General features: G+C 69.1%; 16 protein-coding genes and 2 pseudogenes. 9 read left to right on the top strand and 9 right to left on the bottom strand.

From position 1 onward, the window contains the following. The 3 genes from ACFWA9_RS24790 to ACFWA9_RS24780 form a co-directional block, all read left to right on the top strand. The coding region (locus tag ACFWA9_RS24790; RefSeq protein ID WP_380389842.1) for a hypothetical protein at positions 1-1,149 on the top strand (1,149 nt) is incomplete at its 5' end. 94 nt (positions 1,150-1,243) lie between these two features. Further along, positions 1,244-4,687, top strand: coding sequence for a right-handed parallel beta-helix repeat-containing protein (locus tag ACFWA9_RS24785; RefSeq protein WP_380389840.1), 3,444 nt, complete (start codon positions 1,244-1,246; stop codon positions 4,685-4,687). A gap of 92 nt (positions 4,688-4,779) precedes the next feature. Then, positions 4,780-6,111: a S8 family serine peptidase gene (locus ACFWA9_RS24780; RefSeq protein WP_380389838.1), complete on the top strand. Its 1,332-nt coding sequence runs from the start codon at positions 4,780-4,782 to the stop codon at positions 6,109-6,111. Positions 6,112-6,127: 16 nt separating this feature from the next. Here the strand turns inward: ACFWA9_RS24780 and ACFWA9_RS24775 are convergent, their stop codons facing one another. Beyond that, positions 6,128-7,231 carry a MinD/ParA family protein gene (locus ACFWA9_RS24775; RefSeq protein ID WP_380389836.1) on the bottom strand — a complete coding sequence of 368 codons (1,104 nt, stop codon included), beginning with the start codon at positions 7,229-7,231 and terminating at the stop codon, positions 6,128-6,130. 300 nt (positions 7,232-7,531) lie between these two features. Here ACFWA9_RS24775 and ACFWA9_RS24770 point away from each other — a divergent pair. The 5 genes and pseudogenes from ACFWA9_RS24770 to ACFWA9_RS24750 form a co-directional block, all read left to right on the top strand. Continuing rightward, positions 7,532-7,687 (top strand): annotated as a pseudogene (locus tag ACFWA9_RS24770) (DUF255 domain-containing protein); the annotation flags it as partial. A 57-nt stretch (positions 7,688-7,744) separates the two neighbouring features. Then, positions 7,745-7,894: a hypothetical protein gene (locus tag ACFWA9_RS24765; protein ID WP_380389834.1), complete on the top strand. Its 150-nt coding sequence runs from the start codon at positions 7,745-7,747 to the stop codon at positions 7,892-7,894. A 156-nt stretch (positions 7,895-8,050) separates the two neighbouring features. After that, positions 8,051-8,596 (top strand): Uma2 family endonuclease, encoded by a 546-nt coding sequence (locus ACFWA9_RS24760; RefSeq protein ID WP_380389832.1) that lies wholly within the window; start codon positions 8,051-8,053, stop codon positions 8,594-8,596. A gap of 36 nt (positions 8,597-8,632) precedes the next feature. After that, entirely contained in the window at positions 8,633-8,968 is a 336-nt protein-coding gene (locus tag ACFWA9_RS24755; protein ID WP_380389830.1) for a hypothetical protein, read from the top strand. Positions 8,969-9,170: 202 nt separating this feature from the next. Then, positions 9,171-9,311, top strand: a complete 141-nt coding sequence (locus tag ACFWA9_RS24750) for a hypothetical protein (RefSeq protein WP_380389828.1) — start codon at positions 9,171-9,173, stop codon at positions 9,309-9,311. Positions 9,312-9,316: 5 nt separating this feature from the next. Here ACFWA9_RS24750 and ACFWA9_RS24745 read toward each other — a convergent pair whose 3' ends face one another. Then, positions 9,317-9,769: a transposase gene (locus ACFWA9_RS24745; RefSeq protein WP_380389844.1), complete on the bottom strand. Its 453-nt coding sequence runs from the start codon at positions 9,767-9,769 to the stop codon at positions 9,317-9,319. Here ACFWA9_RS24745 and ACFWA9_RS24740 point away from each other — a divergent pair. Next, positions 9,689-9,892, top strand: a pseudogene (locus tag ACFWA9_RS24740) (transposase); the annotation flags it as partial. The gene ACFWA9_RS24745 and the pseudogene ACFWA9_RS24740 sit on opposite strands and share 81 nt — an antisense overlap. A 9-nt stretch (positions 9,893-9,901) precedes the next feature. Here the strand turns inward: ACFWA9_RS24740 and ACFWA9_RS24735 are convergent. The 7 genes from ACFWA9_RS24735 to ACFWA9_RS24705 all read right to left on the bottom strand — a co-directional run bounded on the left by ACFWA9_RS24735 (position 9,902) and on the right by ACFWA9_RS24705 (position 19,377). After that, entirely contained in the window at positions 9,902-10,756 is an 855-nt protein-coding gene (locus ACFWA9_RS24735) for a hypothetical protein (protein ID WP_380389826.1), read from the bottom strand. Beyond that, a complete protein-coding gene (locus tag ACFWA9_RS24730) occupies positions 10,753-12,273 on the bottom strand; it encodes an AAA family ATPase (RefSeq protein ID WP_380389824.1) in 1,521 nt (506 codons plus the stop codon). Before ACFWA9_RS24730 ends, ACFWA9_RS24735 begins: the two co-directional genes overlap by 4 nt. 278 nt (positions 12,274-12,551) lie before the next feature. After that, a complete protein-coding gene (locus ACFWA9_RS24725; protein WP_380389823.1) occupies positions 12,552-12,737 on the bottom strand; it encodes a hypothetical protein in 186 nt (61 codons plus the stop codon). Positions 12,738-13,057: 320 nt separating this feature from the next. Continuing rightward, a complete protein-coding gene (locus tag ACFWA9_RS24720) occupies positions 13,058-14,167 on the bottom strand; it encodes a hypothetical protein (RefSeq protein WP_380389821.1) in 1,110 nt (369 codons plus the stop codon). A 70-nt stretch (positions 14,168-14,237) separates the two neighbouring features. Next, on the bottom strand, positions 14,238-15,608 hold the full coding sequence (locus tag ACFWA9_RS24715; RefSeq protein ID WP_380389820.1) for a serine/threonine-protein kinase: 1,371 nt from the start codon (positions 15,606-15,608) through the stop codon (positions 14,238-14,240). Next, positions 15,605-18,700 carry a hypothetical protein gene (locus tag ACFWA9_RS24710; RefSeq protein WP_380389818.1) on the bottom strand — a complete coding sequence of 1,032 codons (3,096 nt, stop codon included), beginning with the start codon at positions 18,698-18,700 and terminating at the stop codon, positions 15,605-15,607. Before ACFWA9_RS24710 ends, ACFWA9_RS24715 begins: the two co-directional genes overlap by 4 nt. A gap of 23 nt (positions 18,701-18,723) precedes the next feature. Then, on the bottom strand, positions 18,724-19,377 hold the full coding sequence (locus ACFWA9_RS24705; protein WP_380389816.1) for a hypothetical protein: 654 nt from the start codon (positions 19,375-19,377) through the stop codon (positions 18,724-18,726). Positions 19,378-19,790 lie beyond the last annotated feature (413 nt).

Raw genomic sequence — 19,790 nt, 5'->3', positions numbered from 1 at the left:
GCCGTGGGCGCCGCCGGGGCGGTGCCCCCGGTCGGGGAGAGCGGCGCCGCGGCGCCCGGGCAGTCCCGCGCCGGGGTGAGCGCCGTGCCCGCACCGGCGGGAGCGGCCGAGGAGGAGGGCGGCCAACGCCGCCTCCCCAAGTCGATGGTGGCCGCCGCGGTGATCGCCGGCCTCGTGCTGGTCGGGGTGCCGCTGGCCCTCTCCGGGTTCGGCGGGGACGGCCCCCACACCCCCGGCGCCGACGGCCCGCCGCCCGCCGGGTACTCCCAGCCGGACGGCGGCGGCGACGGCTACGTGCCGGGCCCCGACGCGCCCGGAAACCCGCCCGGCAACCCGCCCGGCGACCAGCCCCCGCAGCCCGGCCCGCCGGCCGACGGCCCGGCACCCGGGGAGGGTGTGGTCCCCGCCGCCGCCGGGGCCGCCGCCCTGCCCGACGCCGTCCAGGCACCCGACCCGGGCCCGAGCGCACGACCCACCGGTCGTCCCGCCACCGGCACCGCGGCGAGCGCGCCCGCACCCGCCCAGGGCGCCGGACAGAGCACCGCCCAGACCACCGGACAGGTCGCCGGCACGCCGCAACCCCAGCCGCCCGCCGCCGAGCAGCCCGCCGTGCCCCCGGCCAAGCCCACCCAGCAGGCGGCCCCGCCGCCCCCGCCCCCACCGCCGACCTACTACGCCGTCGCGGGCCCCGGCTGCGGCGGGTCCACCTCCATGCAGCTGAACGGCTGGTACGACAAGGGCCAGGAAGGCTGGCGTCGCAACTCCGGCGGCTACACCGGCGACGGCTGCGGCGGTGGCTTCAGCTCGGTGCCGATGTCCGGCGACGCGAACGACGACAAGAGCAACTCGGTGGTGTGGACCTTCACCACCGGCCCGGTCACCACCGGCACCTGCAACCTGTCGGTCTTCGTGCCCGACGGGGACATCAAGGCGGTCGGCGGCGCCCCGACCTACTACACCGTGCAGGACAGGTCCTTCGAGGTGAACCAGGTCGCCCACCGGGGCCAGTGGGTCTCCGCGGGCACCTTCCCGCTCAGCGGCGGAAGGATCGCCGTGGTGCTGCACAGCCGCGGCAACGACTGGAAGGGCGGCACCCAGACCTACGCCCACCACGCCGCCTCCGCCGTCCGGGCCAACTGCACCGGCTGACCCGCGGCCCGCACCACCGGCGGCCCATCGACCGCCGCCCGCACCACCGCCCGACCAGCGTCACCGCCCCACGAACGACGGAGGAGAACGCCCGATGAGCCGCCATGTGCTGACGGTCTGCGCGGAGCCGAGCGGCGGCGGTTACCGCACGATCGGCGCCGCCCTGGAGGCGGCCCGCAGCGGAGCGGTCATCAGCGTCCGCCCGGGCCGTTACGAGGAGAACCTGGTGATCACCAAGATGGTGACCATCACCGCCGAGGAGGCCCGCGGCAGCGTGCGCATCTCACCCCGGCGCGGCGCGGTGGTGCAGGTGGTGGCGGAGGCCGTCCAGCTCACCGGCCTGGTCCTCCAGGGCCAGGACGAGGAACTGCCCACCGTCGACGTCCCGCGCGGCCAGGCCGCCCTCCAGGACTGCGAGGTGGCGGGCAACTCCTGGACGGCCGTGCTGGCCCGCCAGCAGGGCTCGCTGGCGATGCGCGGCTGCCGCGTCGTCAACCCCGCCGGGGCCGGCATCGTCGAGACCTCGACCGGCACCAGCGTCATCGAGGACTGCGTGATCGAACACCTCGGCAGCTCCGCCGTGGTGATCGGCGAACGCGCCAACCCCGTCGTCCGCGGCTGCGTCATGCGCGACGCCCGCGGCAACGGCGTGTGCGTCAACGGCGAGGGCCGCGGCTCGATCGAGGACTGCGAGATCTCGGCCACCGACAAGCCCGGCATAGCCCTGGAGGAGAACAGCACCACCCGGGTGCTGCGCACCACCGTCCTGGACACCTCGATCGGCGTCTACGTCAGCTCCGCCGCCCAGGTGGTGCTGGAGGACTGCACCGTCAGCTCCACCCGCGGCCACGGCGTGGTGCTGGCCGGCGGCACCGACCCGCTGCTGCGGCGCTGCCGCACGGTGCGCACCAAGGGCCACGGCATCCACGTCACCGGCCGCTCCCGCGGCCGCTTCGAGGAGTGCGAGGTGGCCGGCTCGGAGCTGGCCGGGATCCTGGTGGACGAGTCCTCCAGCCCCGCGCTGACCCGCACCGCGGTCGCCGACAGCGCCGGGGCGGGAGTGGAGCTGACCGGCGAGAGCGCCGCCGAGTTCGACCGGCTGGAGGTGCGCGGCGCGGCCGGGGCCGGGGTGAGCGTCCGCGACGGCGCCAACCCGCTGCTGCGCCGCCTGGACATCGCGGAGGTGCGCGGCCACGGCGTCGAGGTGTTCCGGGAAGGACGCGGACGGCTGGAGTCGTGCGTGCTGTCCGCCACCGGGCGGTCCGCACTGCGGGTCGCCGACGGCGGCAACACCCAGGTCGGCGGCTCCACGGTGCGCGGCGGCGCCCCGGCCGCCGGCCCCGGCAGGGCCGCCGCGGTGGCCGGGGTCGAGGTCGGCCCCGGCGGCGTCGCCTCCCTGCGCGACTGCGACATCGCCGAATGGACCGGCGACGGCGTGCTGGTCGAGGACGGCGGCGAACTCACCATGGTCCGCGCCCGGGTGCACGGCAACCGCGGCCACGGCGTGCTGATGGCGGCGGGCAGCCGGACCGCGCTGAACGGCTGCGAACTGACCGACAACGCCGGCGACGGCCTGCGGGTGGACTCCGAGGAACCGGTCCGGGTCACCGGGTGCACCGTCGCCGGCAACCGCGGCTCGGGGCTGCGCCAGACCAGGGCCGGCAGCCGGCTGGCGGTGCAGGACCTCACCAGCCGGGACAACGGCCGCGCCGACAGCCACGGCAGCGCGAGCGCCGGCGCCGAGGACGGCCCCGCGGCGGTCCGGCCGGCCGGCGCGCAGGACGGCACCGGCGCCGGGGACCGCGACGACGCCACCGACCCGGCGCGGCACTCGGCCGCCGCCCCGCCGCCGCCCGAGCCGGAGGGACCGCAGGCCGCGCTGCAGGCGCTGGTCGGCCTGGAGGGCGTCAAGGACCAGGTGGCCACCCTGGTCAACCTCAACAAGCTGGCCCGGCGCCGGGAACAGGCCGGCATGCCGGCCCTGCCGATGGGCCGCCACCTGGTCTTCGCCGGGCCGCCCGGCACCGGCAAGACCACCGTCGCCCGTCTCTACGGCGCCATCCTCGCCGAGCTCGGCGTGCTGCCCAGCGGCCACCTGGTCGAGGTGGCCCGCGCCGACCTGGTCGCCTCGATCATCGGCGGTACGGCGATCAAGACCACCGAGGTCTTCCAGTCCGCGCTCGGCGGCGTGCTGTTCGTCGACGAGGCGTACACGCTGTCCGCCGGCTCCGGCGGCACCGGACCGGACTTCGGCCGGGAGGCGATCGACACCCTGGTCAAGCTGATGGAGGACCACCGCGACGACGTGGTGGTGATCGTCGCCGGGTACTCGGACGAGATGCGCGACTTCCTCGCCTCCAACCCCGGCCTGGCTTCCCGTTTCAGCCGCACCGTGGACTTCCGCAACTACTCGCCCGAGGAACTGGTCACCATCGTCGAGCGGTCCGCCACCGCGCACGGCTACGAACTCGACCCCGTCACCGTGGACGCGCTCGGGACGCACTTCACGCGGATGCCCAAGGGCGCCGACTTCGGCAACGGCCGCGCCGCCCGCAAGGTGTTCGAGGAGATGGTGGACCGCCAGGCGTCCCGGCTGGCCGAGCTCGCCGAAGTCACCGACGCGGACCTGCCGCTGCTGCTGCCCGAGGACCTCGGCGCGGAGGCCGCCGCCGCGGCCCGGGCGGAGGCCGGCGCGGCGGGCGCCGACGGCGGCAAGGGCACCGAACTGCTGGAACAGCTGCGCTCGATGGTCGGCCTGGCCGCCGCCAAGGAGCAGGTCGAGAACCTGGTCAACCTCATCACCCAGGTGCGCCGCCGGGAGGAGGCCGGACTGCCCACCGCGAAGATCAGCCACCACCTGGTCTTCGCCGGGCCGCCCGGTACCGGCAAGACCACCGTCGCCCGCCTGTACGGCGAGCTCCTCGCCGAACTCGGCGTGCTGCCCGGCGGTCAGCTGATCGAGACCGCCCGCGCCGACCTCGTCGGCCGCTACATCGGCCACACCGCCCAGCTCACCCGCGACGCCTTCGAACGCGCGCGCGGCGGCGTGCTGTTCATCGACGAGGCCTACACCCTGACGCCCCGCAACGGGGCCGGCGGGGACTTCGGCCAGGAGGCGGTGGACACCCTGATGAAGCTGATGGAGGACCACCGCGACGAGGTCGTGGTGATCGTGGCCGGCTACCAGGAGGAGATGGAGGGCTTCCTCGCCTCCAACCCCGGCCTGGCCTCCCGCTTCTCCCAGCAGATCGCCTTCGACCACTACAGCGCGGACGAACTCGTCACCATCGTCCGGCTGCAGGCCGAGCAGGCCGGCTACGTCTGCGCGCCCGAGACCCTCGCCGCCCTGGCGCAGCTGTGCGAGACCGTCCCGCGCGACCGCAACTTCGGCAACGGCCGCTTCGCCCGGCAGACGCTGGAGGCGATGGTGACCCGGCAGGCCGGGCGCCTGGCCCGGCTCGACATCGGCGACGTCTCGGAGCTGAGCCTGCTGCTGCCGCAGGACATCCCCGTACCGGCGCGGGCGAGGGCGGTATGACCGGCGCTCGCTCCCGTGCGCGCCGCGCCGCGCGGATCCGACCGGCTGCGGGGGTGCGGCGGACGGGGGCCGGTCCGGCGGTGTGCGCCGTGATGTGCCTCGGCATCCTGCTGGCGCAGGCCGGCCCGGCCGGCGCCGCACCCGGCGCCCCGCTCCCCGGCGCCCCGGTCCCCGGGACGCCCGCCGCGGCGGGTACGGCCCGTCCGGGACAGCCCTCCTCCGGCGGCGCCGAGCCGGGGTCGCTGCCCGTGATCGGGCAGAGCCGGAGCGCGGGCCGCGCGGACGGCTGCGTGAAGCCCTCCGACAAGGACACCGACCGGATGCCGTGGGCGCAGGCCTTCCTGCGTCCCGAGACCGCCTGGCAGCTCGGCCGCGGCGCCGGGGTGACCGTCGCCGTCGTCGGCTCCGGAGTGGACCCGGCCTCCGGCGTCCTGGGCGGGCGCCTGGTGCCGGGGCCGCGCGAGTACGGCGACGGCGCCTCCACCCGCGACTGCGTCGGCCACGGCACGTTCCTCGCCGGACTGATCGCGGCCGGCCGGCGCGACGGCGTCGGCTTCGCGGGCATCGCCCCCGAGGCGCGCGTCCTGGCCGTGGCCGTGACCGATGACGCCGGGAACACCACCGCCGCCCTGCTGGCCAAGGGGATCCGCGACGCGGCCGACGGCGGCGCCCGGGTGATCGCGCTGGCCCTGCCCGTCGCGGCGGGCGACGAGGACCTCGCCGGCGCGGTCCGCTACGCAGGCGGCAAGGGGGCTCTGGTGGTCGCCCCGGCCGGGCCCGACCAGGGCAGCGGGTCCGGGTCCGGGTCCGCCCCGGCCCCCGCGGAGGTCCTGACGGTGTCCGACCTGGCCCCGAACGGCGCCCCGAACGGCGGTGGTACGGACTCCGGCGGGTCGGGCGGGGTCGGCTCGGGCACCTCCGGCACTTCCGGCGGCTCCGGTGCCCCGGGCGGCGGGGCCGGGCGGATCGACCTGGTGGCCCCGGGGGACGCCATGATGAGCGTCGGGCCCGGCGGCAAGGGCTACTTCACCGGCTCGGGGCCCAGCTTCGCCGCCGCCGTGGTGGCCGGCACCGCCGCCCTGGTCCTCGGCTACCGGCCCGACCTCGGGCCGGCCGGGCTGAAGGACCGTCTGATGTCCACCGCCTACCACCCGGGCACCGCCCTGCCGGACCCCCGCGTGGGCTACGGCACGGTCGACCCGGCGGCCGCCGTCGGCGCCCCGGCGCCGGCCGCCGTCCCGCCGTCGCCCCGCCCGGCCCCGACCGTCGCCGCACTCCGGCCGCCGTCGCCGGACACCGCCGGGCACCAGGCGGTGGTGACGGCGGGTGCCGTCCTCGCCGGCGTCGCCCTGGTCACCGGCACCGCACTGGTCTGCGCGGCCGGCCGCCGCCGCGCCTGGCGCCCCGGGGGCTGGCAGACCTGACGGGCCCTCCCAGGCCCTAGCCGGCGGGAACGGCGGCGCCTGGGTGGCTCATCCCCTCGGCGACCGCGGCGGCGAGTTCGAGGTGGGCGCGGCGGGTCCGGTGGCGGAGCTTCGCGGGCTCGAACGTCCCGCCGAGGGCCAGGTGCTCGTCGAAGGGCAGGACGACGGCGGCCCGGCAGAGGCTCTCGAAATGCGCCACCAGGTTCTCCGCCTTCACCACCCGGCCCGTGCCGCGGACGCCGGAGACCACGGTCACGCTGCGCCGCGCCAGCGGCCCGTAACCGTTCGCGTGCAGCCACTCCAGGGTGGCGTCGGCGCCGCTCGCGCCGTCGAGGCTGGCGGTGGCGGCGATGACCAACTGGTCGGCGAGGTCGAGCACGGCCCGCGTGGCGCCGTGCAGCAGGCCGGTACCGCAGTCACTGAGGACGATCGGGTACTGGCGGGCGAGCAGGTCGACCAGCCGCTGGTAGTCCTCGCCGCCGAAGGCGGTGGCGACCGCCGGGTCCGGGTCGTTGCCCAGCACCTCCAGACCGCTGGGGGTCAGCGAGGTGAAGCGGCGGATGTCCATGTAGCCGGTGATCGAGGGAGCGGCGACCAGCAGGTCCTGGACGGTGGCCGTGGTCTCCCGGTGGACCCGCCCGCTCAGGGTGCCGGTATCCGGATTGGCGTCGACGGCGATCACCTTGTCGGACCGCGTCTCGGCGAGCACGGAGCCGAGCGCCAGCGTCACGGAGGTCTTGCCCACACCGCCCTTGAGGCCGACGACCGCGATCCGGTAGGAGCGGTGCAGCGGGGTGCGGACGACGGCCTCCAGCCGTTCCCGATCGACCCGGCCCAGGCCGAGTCCGGTACCGAGGCCGATCCCGCGCAGGCCCCGCCGGGCGACGGGCGCGGCGACCGCCGGCACGGCTTCTGGGAGCTGTGCCGCCGGCCCGGGCGGGGCGGCCGGGGGAGCGCCCTGCGGGAGCACAGCCGCCGTGCCGGTGGTGTCCAGCGGCCGGTGCCAGGGCCGCTCGGGCTCCTGTGGCGGCGAGACGGGCCCGTACACCGGGGCGAGGTCCCAGTCCGCCTCCCGTTCCAGCCGCCGCACCCGCTCGATGACCGTGTGGTCGCCCGTCACGCCATTGCCTCCTGTCACCCGCGTCGCCCCCGCCGTCCGCCTCGACTCAACGGCCCGGGGCGGCGAGCCGGTTCAGCGCCGCCTCCCGCCCCGGATCGACGGGGCGACCCCCGACGGTTCCACGCCGGATCAGCTGCGGCAGCGAACCGGACGTCGAGCAGCCGTCCCCGGGCTGCCCCCGTTTCCCGGGCCCTCGCGACCAGGACGGCGACCACCGCCGGACCGCACCGCCCGCACTCGGGCGCACCGGGCCGCCGTTTCGACAGCTGTCCCGTTGCCTGCCATGAGTAGGGTGGCGGCGTGAATCGTCTCGCCGGCGCGACCTCGCCCTATCTGCTGCAGCACGCTGACAACCCGGTCGACTGGTGGCCCTGGGGCCCCGAGGCGTTCGCGGAGGCGGAGCGGCGCGGCGTGCCGGTGCTGCTGTCGGTCGGGTACGCGGCCTGCCACTGGTGCCAATGACTTAACACAACCAGGTAGTCCTGACCTGGGGTGTTGTCAGAGGGTAGTTGCGTGGACACGTACGATGAGGAACTGGGCAAGAGCATAGACGCTTGGGTGGAGGCCGAACTGGCCGCCTCACCCGAGTGGGGGCCCGGGAAGTACGACATCATCCGCCAGCGCTTGGAGGACAGCGCGCCCGCTGTCGCCGCTGAGGAGTAGGGGGCGCGGAGCCGCAGACTGCGGCCCACGCGACAGTGCCGTGCGCGGCGGATCGACCGGTCCATCCACACGGCACCTTCCCCCTGACACTTTTGTGGTCGCCCCCGTGCGAATCCGGGGCGCCATATGCTGAGGGGCGACGGGAAGGAGCTGTTGATGAGCGTCGACGCGGTCATGCACACCGAGTTCCCTGCGGGGTACGTGGTCTTCTTCGGCACCGATGGGAAGGTGGTCATGACCCCGCAGAGCGAGGAGCACTCCAGCACCATCAGGTCGATGCAGATCGACTCCCTCGCCCTCGGCCGGCACGCGAAGGTCATCTCCGACGTGTACATCGACTTTCCGGCCGACGAGAACTCCGCCCCCGACTTCGCGATCATGCGGGAGGACGCGCAGCGGCAGGGCAAGCGCTACGGCTTCGAGGACGTACTGCTGATCGCCGAGGTGGTGTCGGTCTCCTCCGCGCGCAAGGACTACGACGACTGCACCGCGAAGTACGGTCGCTACGGCATCCCGGTCTACGTGGTGGTGGACCCGTACGCCGCAGAGGTCGTCGTCCACACCCAGCCCACCGGCTCCGGCTACGTCGCGGCGCACACGCACAAGTACGGTTCGGGCAAGCTTCCCATCGAGCTGGCCGACGGGCGGACCTTCACCTTCGACCTGGACGAGTTGCCCAGGCCTGAGGCAAACATCCGCTGAGCCCTCCTGCTTGGCGCTGCGGACTGGCGGCCGGGTTTGCTTGCCGCCTTCCGGTCGCCTGGCGCTGCTGCAAGTCTGGCGACCGTCCGCCTGAACGCGCGGTACCAGCCCGCCTTCCGGCTTGCCGAGGTCATCGTGCGCGGCGAGTCGGTGGAGCAGCGTGACGGATCGGGGCTGGTGGACGGCTTCCTGGTCAACATGGTTCAGGCGTTCGAGGACTTTGTGGCCACCGCGCTCGCCCATGCCTTGTGCCCGTACGGCGGTCAGTGTGGGGCCCCATGCCCGCCACTACCTCGACCAGGACTAGGCGGTACTGATGAAATCCGACCTGATCGGGTGTGGCGAGGACGGTCGCCCACGCGCGGTCGCTGATGCGAAGTACAGCGCGAGGAGCCGTCCGGTTACCCGGTGGCCAGCCTCTAACAGATGCTTGCCTGCTGCACCGCCCTCGAACTGGCGACTGGGCATCTTGTGCATACTGCAATTGGTCAGTACCTGACGACACGTCAACTGTCGCCAGAGAGCCTCTTCGATCCATAAGCTCCGACCAGGTGAGACGCCGTAGGGTACCGCTATGAGCACCGATGGTGATGATGGTGAGGCGAAGATTGATGCCTGGGTGCAGGAGCAGCTCGCTGCCTCGCCCGCCTGGTCCAAGGAGAAGTGGGACACCATCGTGGCGATCTTGGAGCCAAACGGTCCTGAGAGTTCGTAACACGATCACGCGGTCGGCCTGTTGAGCCTCCGCCAGCAGATGAGCGCGCACACGAGTGAGACGGGTGGCTCGTGGAGGTCGAGGCGTCGTTCCCGGCGGGTGGCGAGGCGCTTGAACCGGTGGAGCGGGGCGAAGGCCTGCTCCACCATGTAGCGGACCTTGCCCAGGCCCCGGATGTCGGGCTCGCCGCGGCGGGAGATGACGGGCAGGACCAGACGCCTGGTCAGCTCCCGATGGACGTGTCGGCTGTTGTAACCCTTGTCCTCGGGAACGGACTTGGGCCGTCTGCAGGGCTCGCCCGGCCGACCCGCGACGGGCGGGACACCGTCGACCAGGGCGAGGGCCTGGGTGATGTCGGGGACGTTGCCACCGGTGGACGGCAGATCCCGGCCCGCACTGCCCGCCGAGGCGTCGAGTCCTCCCAGCGCCTCGGCCGCCACCGTTGGGTGATCGAGCACACCGTCGCCTGGCTCAGCGGCTTCCGTCGGCTTCACCGCCGCTACGAACGCAAGACCGACCACTTCGCAGCCTTCGCCAGCATCGCCGCAGCCCTCATTTGCACCCGACGACTATCCAAATGAGATGTCTTCTTAGGGGCTTTCGAGGACTCCCTGGTGGAGGTACCAGGTGCTGTCGGCCAGCCCGTAGCGCAGGGCTGTGTCCCACGTATTGAGGCCGTGGGTTGTGGCGTGCTGTTGGGCGTCCTCCTGCAGGTGCGCAGTTAGGGAAGATACGCCGCTCTCGCGGCGTATCTTCCGGTGTAGCCACTGGCTGGCGGTTACCTCAGATATACAGAACTCAGCATAGCGTTGTGCCAGTTTGAACGTCCGGAAGTGGTACTCGACGCGGGTGCGCAGTTCAGCGTCCCAATCGGGCAGAGCCTGGATGCGGAACTGCACGGGCCAACTAGTGACGTCGGCGAAAAGATAGCGTCCGGTCCTGCCGGGCCGGTCATAGTAGGGATGGAGAGTGCGCTGACCGCCGGTGGCCCCGATCCGGTCGCCCTTCATCTGGTTGCACTTGCCGCACGCCGGCACCAGGTTGACAGGACAGATCGTGTAGAGGGGGAGCATCTCCTTGGGCAGGTGATGGTCCAGCGAGCCGATTTCACTGTTGCCGCAAAGCAGGCAACGTCCGAACAGCGCACGGGCCTTGAGCTCGTCATATTTCAGCCTGCCGTCCTTGCGCCCGACCAACCCTGCGCTGTAGAGAGTTCTCAGGTGCTCCCCGTCGCGGTCGGGCAGCAGAAGCTCATCTTGCCGCGCGGTGGTGGCGAGCGAATAGAGGCCGTTGTGCTCGGCCGCTTCGATATAGATCTTCTCGGCTGCGGAAAGGTCCATTTCGCGACCCATGAGCCTTATCTTTAGGACGTTGTTTTGCAGCCCCTCGCAGGCGGCAGCCAGTGTTTCTTTGACCGTCATCTCGGGGGGATCGAGCGGAATCATGAGATTCTCCGGTCTCGACGGGAGGTGAGGATGCGCAGCAGGCCGCGGGCTTCGCTCCCGAGGGATTCGAAGTCGTCCAGGATCTCTTGATAGCTGCGTCCCTCGTCGACCTCTTTGGCCAAGGCGGCGTAAAAACCAGTGGCGGTGGACTCCAGGCCGAAGGCCTCGTGAGTGAGAGCGCTAACGTTCTCACCATAGGTTTCCATTAGTGGCCGTTCGGCTGTCAAGACATTGCCGTATCGACGCAGCTTGTAGACGCACGACTTCGGCACCTCCTGAAGGACAACCGGTGAGTGCGTGGCTACGACCGCCATCCCATTGACGTCGGACAGGAAATCGGATAGTGCACGGATGAACGCTGACAACAAGGGGGGCTGTAGGTGTGCTTCGGGTTCGTCTATGAAGACGACCGTACGCTCGGTCACCTCTTGGACCAGCCGCGTCAAGGTCAGCAAAGCGATCTTGTGGCCCGAGCTCAGTGGTGCGAAGAGCCGTACCGCATTGGCCTCGAATCGGCGGTCGGAGCCCTCGGACAAAAGATCTTCAATATCGCCTTCGTAGTCTTCCAGGAATCCGGACTCCTGATAACTGAGCGTGGCCAGAATCTGCTCCCAGCGGCTGCGGCGGACACCGATGCGAGCCGTGGTGAGACTCTTGGCGAATTCCATGGACAGGTCTTCGCTAGTCTTCAGGCGCTGCGGATCCTCATCGTCCCGCAGTCCGATGTAAGCAAGCCCCGCAGGGGCGTCCGGGTGATGAAGTAGCTCATCGAAGGCGCTAAAGGAGACCAGTACCACGTTCGGTGTGACCTGGGCTGTGCGAGCGGCGGACTGAGTGACCTCAATTGTCCCCGACGCCACTCCATCAGCCATCGCTCGCATCATGCTGGTCTTGCCCACTCCATTGCGGCCGATCAGAGCATGCACGTTGCTTGGCGGCAGCGAGGCGGGACTGGCCCGGAAGCTCAGGGCGGGTGGTTCATACTTTGAACCCTCGGGAATGGGAGGCGTGTAGTACCAATGGAAGTCAACGACTCGATCGCGGCCGCGGGCAATGAGGTAAAGGCGCTCCAGCTCCGCGCGCGGATGGCGTACGTCGCGCATAAGAGATTCCTTGAAGACTTTCAAGTCCCATACGCGTTCCACGAAATTCGGACTGTAGTCGTAAGCTACGTCCCGCAGCGATCTGAGAATGGCGATCCTGTCGTGATCATCCAGTCTGCTCAGCGAATCGTAGTACGTGTCATCGACGCCCAGGCTGAAGTAATCCTCGTCGAGTACCTCGAACTGGCGCGGCAGGCGGTCCTCGGTTCGACGAAATTCACCATTTCGGCCTGATCCCATCTCAAGATGCCCGATTCGGACACCGCCGACGGACTTTGGGTCTCTCCCGTGGCGCTTGATGCCCAGGTTGTAGAGCGTCACGAAGCCATAGTCGTTCCAGTTGTCCGGGGTCAGGTATGCCCCGGTGTAATCTGCAGGCAGATCCTGCAGCCCATTCACCACGACGAACTGCATGATGCCCCCATGACCCCATGGGCTGGAGTCCTCTCCGGCCACGATTGCCACACTGTAGTCGTAACCTCACGTTAGTCGCACGGATTCCCGTATGCGAGGCGCGGAGAGCCCGGTAAAGCCAGTAGGCAGTCGGCGCTGAGATGCGTCCGGTTAAGCGGCCCGCCTCTCAACTCGGAGGTCGAGGTGTCGTTCCCAGCCGACACGGCCGGCCACAGGCGGGATGTCGTCGACCAGGGTGAGGGACTGGGTGTCGTCGTTGACGTTGGTGGCCGTGGTGATCACGTGGAGCCGTCGCTGATCAGCTGGTGATTGCTGCCGGTCTTCGGCGGTCGACCGACGAGGGGCCGGTCGTCTCGCCCCTTCTTCGCGCGCATGTGGGAAGCGTCCACGCTAGCGCGCGTCCAGTCGATCTGCCCGGTTGAGTTCAGCTCGGCCAGGAGTATCCAATGCAGGGCCTCGAACATGCCAGCCACCTGCCACCTGCCCAGGTGGCGCCAGCAGGGTCTGCCCGGAACGAAAGCCCAGCTCCATCGGCAGCTGCCGCGCCAGGTAATGCTGGTGTACAGCACGAACAGGATGCCCTGCAGACGGCGTCGGCCATCGACTGGGGCCCGGAGACCGCTCCGGCCAGGCCAGCAGCAACGGCTCGATCCGGGTCCACAACTCGTCGTCCCAACCCACGGCTTGTTGCTCTCGCCATCACGAACAGACGAATCGTCACATCGGTGACGCTCACCGGCGCCGATTCACAAGATCGTGTTACGAGTTCGACGGGGAAGCCCTGTCACTCGATCAATGGCCATTGAAATAGTTCAGTGACTTCGGGCTCCCGATCATTGGTCGTTGGGGCTCCGGGTCCTTGGTTGTGCAGAGACAGGTTTGCTGGTCTGGCCGGGAGGAGGCCCAGTGACCTCAGCACGCGTCCGGTGTCAGCCCCGTCGATGATCATGTACAGGCGGGGGCGCCGGGCGTCATGGGCGTAGGCGTCCATCATGCCAACCACGCTTGGCTTGATCTGATGACAGTGCTGCAGGACGAGTAGCTCCGCAGGCTCTGTGAATAGTCGGTCGATCTGGTCGCCGTTCTTGCCCAGAGCCTTGACGTCCATGGGGCGAGGGTAGCCGGGGCCTTTGAACAGCCAGGCCGCCGAAACCTGGCGCCCGCGGGCGAACACTCGTGAAGTGTAGAGATCGGAGCGCTCGCCGCCCCAGTCCTTCGGAACGTACGACTCGCCGATCAGGTTGGCGAAGGCGTGTTTCACCACGTCCTCCGGTACATGCAGGACCGCTTCACCTTCGGCCGCGGTGAGGGGAGATGTGAAGTCGATCCCGCTGAATTGGCCGATATCGCCGGGGTACACCCGCGCAGCTGACGCCGCGCTCCTGGCGGCAGGGTGCTCATCGATGAACGACCTGACTCCGATGAAGACTGGCCTGAGCTCAATTTGTGCTGCGCTGAGATTGATGATCGTCCCGATTAGGTAGGCCCGCCTGCGCCCGGCGAGGCTTCCGGTTGCGGACGAGCTGGCAGTTCTTGCCGAGTTGAATGTGCCGGTGACGCGCATGGGCTCGCCCACGTCGAGCACCGCCGTGAAGCTGACAGGCTTGAAGCCTGGGGAGTCGCGATCCCGGTCCCGCTGGAACGCAAATTCCAGCTCTGTGCCAATGACCTGCCCCGTGCGCAGATCCTGCCCTGGGGCAGACCCTGCTAGCTCGGTTACTCCTAGCGAGGAGAGTGCCTCGGCTAGTTCTGTGGCGAGCACGTAGGGCAACGCTGCCTCGGGATCGTTCCTGCGAGCAGCCCGCGCCCGTGCAGATTCCGTCCGTCGCTCGCCGAGGAGGGACTGCACCTGGTCCTGGTGCAGGAAGTAGGGTTCTAGTGCGACGCGCGTCATCGACCTCATGATCCTTTTGCTGGGCAAGTAGGCTTTGTGCCTGGCAATACTGAGACTGGCGTCAGAACGGTCACTGGGTGTCATTGAGTAGACCGAGGAGATCGTCGACGTTCTGCGGTCGATCGGTTGCCTTGTGGCGGGTTGCCTCTGTTACTACAAGTCGCCATGGTCCGGGCGCGGGCAGCAGCGGCAGATTCTGCTCCGGGCGCTCCCCGGTCAAGATGGCTGCGATGAGCCGCCCGATGCTGTAGATGTCAGCAGCGGCAGTCGCGTTGTGGGGGTTTCCTGATGACAGCTCTGGCGCAGCGAATCCCTCGGACCCGAAGCCGGTGCCGGTCCGAGTTCGATGCGGAACGCTGGTTTCCCCTCGGGGCTGGCGGCCCAGCCCCCAGTCGGCCACAACCCACTTGCCGTTGAGGAGTAGGACGTTTGCCGGCTTGATGTCGCGATGGATACGGCCGTCGGTGTGTGGCCGGCGTAGTCCTTCGCAGACTGCCGTGACTAGGTCCTGGAGGGCTTCGGTCTGCCGTTGCAGACGTTCTGCGTGGTTGGCGGCGCTACCGCTTGCGAGCGGCATGACGAACCACCGCCCGTCTGGGTCAGAGTCAAGCAGAGGCATGACGTTCGGGTGCTCTCCGTAAAGATGCCCGATGGAGATCTCGCGCTTCATGCGATGTCTGGAGTCCTCATCGCCGTAGCGGAGTTGCTTCAGAGCGACGCGGACGTGGGAGTGCCTGTGCGTACCACCGTAGACCGCTCCTTGCCCGCCCTCAGCAAGTGACTCATCGTCCAGTTCGTAGTCTGCCTGCGCTCCGCGCTTGAGCCATCGCACAGCGGCCCACGGCTCGACCTCGCCAGTACCGGGCATGGTCTTGTCAGTGAGCAAGACGCGGGCAGCCTCGATGACGTGGTCACGGTAGGCCCCATCTCGTAGCGCTCTAAGGAGGGCCGCCAGTGGCTCTGCAGCTGGATAGAGAGCCAGCTCGACAGAAAGGCGGTGCGCCTCGTCGTCCTGAGCGGCCCTTCGGGCGGCGCGCTGATTTGTGTGCTCCTGCCGAGCCGCATGCAGGTCAGGGTGAGGAGCCCAGCCGCGGGGCGGCAGGATCACGCGGGCGTCGCGGAAGTCGCATTCAAGGATGATGCATCCGTTGCGTGCTAGCTCTGCGGCTATGGCCTCGGCTCGGTCGCCAAACATGGTCACGGCGGATTGCCATCGGCGAGGCCCGTTAGTAGCGAAGGCCCACTGACCATTGGTCAGGTCGTCCGGGCGGTGAGGTACCGGGTACCCTTCCGGCTCCAGAGTGACGCGCGTGATCTTCGGATTGCCGTTTCGGTCGGTGCTGTAGTTACCGTCAGGCAGGGGCACGGCATAGGTGGTGAGGCCGGGGTAGACGCCCAGGTGGCGCATCGCGAAGCCGCGCGGACGAGAGCGGGAAGTCATGCCGGCTCCCGGTACTCGTTGCCGGTCAGCCAGGCACGGAGCAGTTCGACACGTGGGGCCTGCTCGTCATAGCCAACGACGACTGGCTGCTCGTTGTATGGGCTGGAGTCTGAGCTGCGGCGCAGCTTGATGTACTCGCCACAGGCGTCGATGGCGTAGGACTCCATGTCGTCTTGCAGTGCTCCGATAACAGTGATGCCGCTCTCCCCACCGATCTGCCCAAGCAAGGCGACCGCCTCACGACGATGCTGCTTGCCGAGGTTGCGTCCGAGCTCATCCAGAACGAGGACGAGGGGGCGACCCGTGCCGCTCGCGGCTGCGGCGGCGCATACGAGCTTGATCGCCCGGTCATCGATCTGCGCAGTATTGGCCCGCCGGTTGTATGGGATCTGCCGCCGTCCCTCAGCGCGCCGCCACATCGGAGTGACCTTCCAACCCCAATCCTCTGTGGGGTCGGCCGGCGGCGAAGGTTCGTCGTACTGAAGCGCAGCCCCGTACCCGCCGTAGGCTCTGTCGAGCCGGTCGAACTCGGCTGCGACGTCGGCCAGCTTCCTCTTGATGGCGGAGGTCAGTGCCCCTCGGTAGGCCCGACTCGCCTGGACCGCCTCCTCATGGCCGATCTGCGCGGCACCAAGGTTCTCGGTGCGGTCCTTGCGCTGGATGGCGATCTGCTGTCGCTCGTACTGGTCCGTGCCTTCATGGTGACGCAGGTAGACATGGAGTGCGTGGCGCAGCGGGGCGAATGCGGCCTGCGCTCGTCGGCTGCTGTCAGGCCCGCGCTGGCTGGACTCTCTTAGCAGGTCAGAGACCTCGGTCGGCATGCTGTCAGAAGCGGTAGGCGGGAAGCACTCGGATATCGCGGTACGGATCAGGTGCCTGGATTCCTCCCACCAGTTGTCTGCCGTCCAGGTTTGCTGGTCATCCGGCAGGGCGAGTAGGTGGTCCATAGCAGAGGCAGGGGTGCCCTCCCAGCGGGCGATCAGTTCAGGAAGGTCGAGCTTCGATTTTTCCTTCTCGAGGTTCTCACGCTTGTCCCGTCGGGCCTTGTTTGTCTTTTCGAGGGCGGTCTTCTGGCGCTGCAGAGCCTCAATCTGCTGTTGGCGGATGCCCACCAAGCGGAGTACCTCATCCCGCTCCGCGGATGCAGCACCTAGCACCGGGTTGATTTTCGCGCGCTCGTCCCGGGTGACCTGACCCTGCTTCCTCAGGTTGTCGATCTGGCCCGCTAGTTTTTTGGCCTCGGCTGCAGCTCTTGCGCCCTTTTGTCGGCGCTCAGCGGCGCCGACCTGTTGCAGGGCAGCCTTCCGATTCTCCTTGGCCTGCTGATGGTTGTCGAATTCCTGGCGAACGCGCTCCCGCGCAGCGGCTATGCGGGTAGCACGGTCAGTAACAGGGCTGGGAAACCCGCCGATGATCACGATGCCGGCGGCGTCGTGGACCCGGTCAGGATTGACGTGGGAAGTGGCTCGCGCGTCAAGGACCGCGAGGAAGCTGCCCAGTTCGTATTGCGGGTTGGCATTGCCCGGGAGGTTGGCGCGCCTCGCGCTCGTGGCGAGATTGGCAGCAATCAGGGTCGAGCCGGGTAAGCCCGACAGGAGCAGACTGGCCCTGTCCAGATCTTCAGCGTCCACGACGGTCGCCTCACGGTAAGGCCAGAGAAGCGGCTCCCACTTCAACCTTTGTTGGCTGGTGAGGACAACGGCGTCGAACAGAGAGATCCCGCTGATTCCCTCAGTCGCGAGGAGGTTAATCTGCTGCCGTGCCAGGTCCCTACCAGTTTTCACATCCCGCAGGCTTGCTTCGGCGTCGGAGTGCGCCCTCTCCGCCACGCCGACTGCCTTGACTGCTTCTTCCAGGTCAATGTCCGCTCCGGCGCGTTCCTGGTTGGCGGTTTCCTCGTCACGGCCGTCAGCGTCACGGGCCGCTTCATTGGCTACCCGCAGCCGGTGGTCAGCATCCTCGATCTTTTGTTCCAGCGCTGCTATCTGGTTGCCCAGTTCGCGGTCCTCGCCGTCGAGCCTGCTGAACGTGCTGATCGCGGCCTGCTGCCGTCGTTTGAATGCCTTTTCATCCTCCAGCTCTTCCGCTTGTCTGGCCAGCTCTCGTGCCGCCCGGCTGTCTTGCTCAATCTCTGTGTCGATCCCGGCGATCTCAACCTGGATTTCGGCATCGCGCTTGAAGGCATCACACAGCATCCGTGCCGTGCGCGAACGCCAGCGGTCGGCCGCCTCTGTAACGTGCCCACGTGCTTGGTCCCGAGCGTTGATACCGTTCTCAGTGATCTGGGCGCTGGCCTCCCAGGAGGCAAGGTCGGATACGGCGTCGCTGGCCTCCCGGAGACGGTCGTACTCGTGGCGGCGTGCCTGGCGTTCCTTCTCTAGTTCGTGGTCGATGCCGGTGAGCGCAGCGATTGCCTCGAAGATCCGCCGCTCAGAGATTTCGTTCAGAGGTTGAGCGAGGAGGTTCGGAGCGGCGCTGGCCCGCACCGATGTCGACAGAAACGACACGCACCGCACGTGCTCACCGTAGAGGGTGCGCGGAAGATCACGGGCTGCCACGTCCTGGCGCCCGGCCCGCGGGGGTAGGGCCTGCCAAACGGAGTCGGCGGCCTGCTCGCGTTCGGCCTCACTGTCTCCAGCGGGTAGCTGCAGACCTTCCTTCCAGCGCAGCTTCAGGCGTGGGCCTTTTTGGCTACTGCGGTCGATCCGGATCCACACGGTCAGGGCGCCGGCCTCAAGCTGATCGAGGGTCCCGGTCGCGGGAGCGAACACGCCGACGACGTACCCGTGGTCGGCATTACCCCAACGGTCTTCACCACCGGCGTCCTCGGAATTGAACAGCAGGTCGACCGCGGCGGGCGCACCGGAGCCGAATCTCCATTGCTCATCGGCATGCAGCAAGCTGATCTGGGCCAGCAGCGACGACTTTCCCGCTCCATTGGAGTCCTTCGGCCCCTGGCCGGCCACGGCAATGAGAGTGCCAGCGGCCACCGGGACGGGATGCGTTGAAAGACGGGAGACTCGTACGCTCTGCAGGCCTACCAGGACACGGTCACCGACGATGTCCTCTTCTTGCGGCGTGCTGCCGCTCATGAACCGCTCCTCGGGGAGAATCGTCACGGTTGTGGACGGCCTGGGTTGCGGCGGACCATGATCGCCGTAGCAAGCGCGGTATCCGGGCCCACGGCCAGGATCAGGTTCTCCTGCAGGCGCTGGCGCGCGGCCGGAGTGAGCCGGTGTAGCGCAGGCCCTGGGACGTAGGAGGCGCCGGTCGTCCCGGGGTCCGCCCCGCGTGCCACGCGGACCAGCCCGGCCGTGCGCAGCCACCGCAGGGCATCGGACAAGCGTCGCTGCCCGTGAACCTGCGACAGCTTCCGCAGACAGGTCGGTGTGGTCGGATGGGGCGACTGCCAGTCGTCCCCAACCAAGCGCCCCTCTGCCCGCGGGATCGCGACCGAGTGAATCAACACCAATATCAGCGCGGCCCGCTCCAGGGGCGGCAGTATCCCCCAGCCGTTCGCTGCGAGTTCCGCGGAGATGTCGTCACGGTACCCCGATGTCCACAGGTAGGTGCCCGTACGGACGAGCGTGCGACCGGTCCTTTGCAACATCCGCTCAAGCAGGTGGCGCAGCGCTGCGTCCCGAAGCGCGGGCAGCGCGGCCTCGCTGGCTAGCTCGCTGCCGTACTCAAGCGCGGCCCAGGCCGAGACCAGCGCGTCGCGCTGCTTGTCGCCGAGGGGCTGAAGCAGGTCATCGAATAGGCCGCTCATCGGTGCGGCTCCCGGTCAGACCGCGGAGGTGGCAACTCCCGGTGCAGCTCGCGTAGTGCCGGAAGGTCCTGTTCCGACCAGGTAGCCACTCGGGGACCGAGACAGACTCTCTGAGCCTCGTCGTCGACGGCCAGCCACCGGCTGGCGTGCAGCCGGCGGAGCGCCCCCGTTCCGTGGCGGACCAGTACCTCTTCCCCGCGTCCGGGAATCAACTGATCTACCACATCCAGCACTTCGCGGATCGTCGCTGGCTGGCCGGGCCACGGACTTCCTTGGCCGTCGGCCCAGCAGCAGCGCAGTGCTGCAGCCAGGACTCGGCTGGTCTCGTTCGGAAACTCTCCTGGGAGCATCTGCATCCGCAGCTCGCGCAGCACGGTCGGCGTCACGTCATCGGGTGGGCGGGCCAGGAGCCA

The organism is Kitasatospora sp. NPDC059973, from assembly GCF_042737525.1.
Lineage (GTDB): Bacteria > Actinomycetota > Actinomycetes > Streptomycetales > Streptomycetaceae > Kitasatospora.
Note: the sequence above shows the minus strand (reverse complement) of the source record. Positions and strands in the feature narration are given on the sequence as shown.